Source organism: Actinosynnema sp. NPDC023658 (genome assembly GCF_040639995.1).
Taxonomy (GTDB): Bacteria; Actinomycetota; Actinomycetes; order Mycobacteriales; family Pseudonocardiaceae; genus Actinosynnema.
Window position 1 is genome coordinate 1 of the sequence record NZ_JBFAAX010000815.1, and the last position, 2,508, is coordinate 2,508.

Here is a 2,508-nt window from a genome sequence, read left to right on the forward strand (position 1 = left end):
GCCCGCGTCGAGCAGCGCGCGCGCCACCACCCGCCCCACCCCCGAACCCGCACCGGTCACCACGGACACCGGCCCCATCGCGCCCTCCTCGCCTCGGCCCTCCCCGGCCATCCAAGCCGACGCGGACCAGGTCGCACCACGTCGGACCCCTGTACGGTGTGGGCCGTGGTGGCGGACGTCGGCAGGACCCCCAGGGCGGAGCAGGTCGGAGCGACGCGGCAGCAGATCCTCACCACGGCGGAACGGCTGTTCGCGGAGCAGGGCCTGTACGCGGTGTCCAACCGCCAGATCAGCGCCGCCGCCGGGCAGGGGAACAACACGGCCGTCGGGTACCACTTCGGCACGAAGGCCGACCTGGTCCGGGCGATCATGCGCCGGCACACCACCCGCATCGAGTCGCTGCGGCAGGAAGCGGTCGCCGCCGTCGCCGGGTCGGAGGACGTGCGGGACTGGGTGGCCTGCCTGGTCCGGCCGGTGACCGCGTACCTGGCCTCGTCGGGCGGCCCGACCTGGTTCGCCCGGTTCAGCGCCCAGGTCATGACGGACCCGGCGTTCCGGTCGATCACGGCGGAGGAGGCGCTGGCCGAGGCCGCGTTGCGCGAGGTCGTGGACCGGCTGATCGGCCTCGGGCCCGACGTGCCCGCCGACGTGCGCGAGGACCGCGCCGCCATGGTCCGTCACCTGATCGTGCACGTCTGCGCCGAGCGCGAGCGCGCCCTGGCCGAAGGCGCCGCGACGCCGAGGTCCACCTGGGACGAGGCCGCGACCGGCCTGATCGACGCGATCACCGGGCTGTGGACGGCCCCGTGCACGACCGAGCCCGAACACCGCTGGTAACGGCCGTTCACCCCTGCGGTGTCAAACGGCAACTGATCCATCACGTTGCGTCGCGGCTCGGTGGCCGGCACTCTTAAGTCAGTTGACTGACTCATGAGGAGGTCGCGGTGGCGCTCGGAGACACCGACCACGTGCTGGACTACCCGATCCCCGGTCCGGCCGCGCTGGAGCCGCCCGCGGAGTGGGCCGAGCTCCGCCAGGGGTGTCCGGTCGCCCACGTGCGCCTGCCCAGCGGCGACCGGGCCTCGCTGCTGACCCGGTACGACGACGTCAAGCAGGTGTTGTCCGACCCCAGGTTCAGCCGGCGCCTCGACGCGCCGGGCGCCGCCCGGATCGCGGCGAACGAGTCCGGTGGCGTGTTCAACAGCGGCCTGTCGAGCGCCATGCGCGAGGAGAACCACCAGCAGTGGCGGCGCATGGTCGGCAAGTGGTTCACCGCCAAGCGGATGACCGCGCTGCGGCCGGGGATCGAGGCGATGGCCGAACGGCTGGTCGACGGGATGGTGGCGAGCGGTGCTCCCGCCGACCTGAAGGCGGCGCTGGGCTTCCCGCTGCCGGTGTGGGTCATCTGCGACATGCTCGGCGTGCCGGAGAGCGACCGCGACAAGTTCGCCTACTGGTCGAACACGCTGCTCAGCCTCACCCGCTACGCGCAGGCCGAGATCGACGCCGCGCAGGCCGAGTTCGCCGCCTACATGAGCGCCCACATCGCCGCGACCAGGCAGGACCCGGGTGACGACCTGATCAGCGAGCTGATCACCGCCGCCGCCGGCGCCGGGCACGTGATGCCCGACGAGGCGCTGCTGGCCACCTCGCAGGGTCTGCTGGTCGCCGGGCACGAGACCACCGCGAACATGATCGGCAAGATGGTCGGGATGCTGCTGGCCGACCGCACGCGGTGGGAGGCGCTGCTCGCGGACCCCTCCCTGGTGCGCACGGCGGTGGAGGAGGCGTTGCGCGCCGACGCCAACCCCGGTTTCGGCATCCCGCGCTACATCACCGAGGACGCCGAGGTCGGCGGCACGGTCATCCCGCGCGGCACGACGGTGGTCTGCAACCTCGCCGCCGCCAACCGCGACGAGGACGCGTTCGCCGGCGCCGACGGGATGGACCTGGCGCGCACCCCCAACACGCACCTGGCGTTCGGCGTGGGCGCGCACTCGTGCCTGGGGCAGTCGTTGGCCCGCACCGAGCTGCAAGCCGTGCTGGACGTGCTGCTGCGCCGCCTCCCGACGCTGGAGCTGGCCGTGCCCGCCGAGGAGCTGAACCGGGTCGAGGGCCTGGTCATCGGCGGGTTGCGGGAGCTGCCGGTCCGGTGGTGAGCACCGCGGACGCCCGGTCGTGACAACAGCGGAACCGAATGGAGTGCGACAGATGAAGGTCTCCGTGGACGAGGAGAAGTGCTGCGGGGCGGGCTCGTGCGTGCTGGCCGCGCCCGACGTGTTCGACCAGCGGGACGAGGACGGCGTCGTGGTGCTGCTCGACCCGGAACCGGCCGAGCACCTGCACGCCGCGGTCCGCGAGGCCGCCGACGTGTGCCCCGCCGCCGCGATCGTGCTGGGGGGCCGGGCGTGACCGCACCCTCCGACGTGCTCGTCGTCGGAGCCTCGGCCGCCGGGCTGGCCACCGCCGAGGCGTTGCGCCGCAGGGGTTTCACCGGTGGGTTGACCC

General features: G+C 73.3%; 3 protein-coding genes. All 3 read left to right on the top strand.

The features are described 5' to 3' along the window. The first annotated feature begins 165 nt into the window (after positions 1–165). The 3 genes from AB0G02_RS35120 to AB0G02_RS35130 all read left to right on the top strand — a co-directional run bounded on the left by AB0G02_RS35120 (position 166) and on the right by AB0G02_RS35130 (position 2,412). Positions 166–837: a TetR family transcriptional regulator gene (locus AB0G02_RS35120; RefSeq protein ID WP_360803215.1), complete on the top strand. Its 672-nt coding sequence runs from the start codon at positions 166–168 to the stop codon at positions 835–837. A 107-nt stretch (positions 838–944) separates the two neighbouring features. Beyond that, positions 945–2,159: a cytochrome P450 gene (locus AB0G02_RS35125; protein ID WP_360803218.1), complete on the top strand. Its 1,215-nt coding sequence runs from the start codon at positions 945–947 to the stop codon at positions 2,157–2,159. Between the two features lie 52 nt (positions 2,160–2,211). Continuing rightward, entirely contained in the window at positions 2,212–2,412 is a 201-nt protein-coding gene (locus AB0G02_RS35130) for a ferredoxin (protein WP_360803221.1), read from the top strand. Positions 2,413–2,508: the final 96 nt, after the last annotated feature.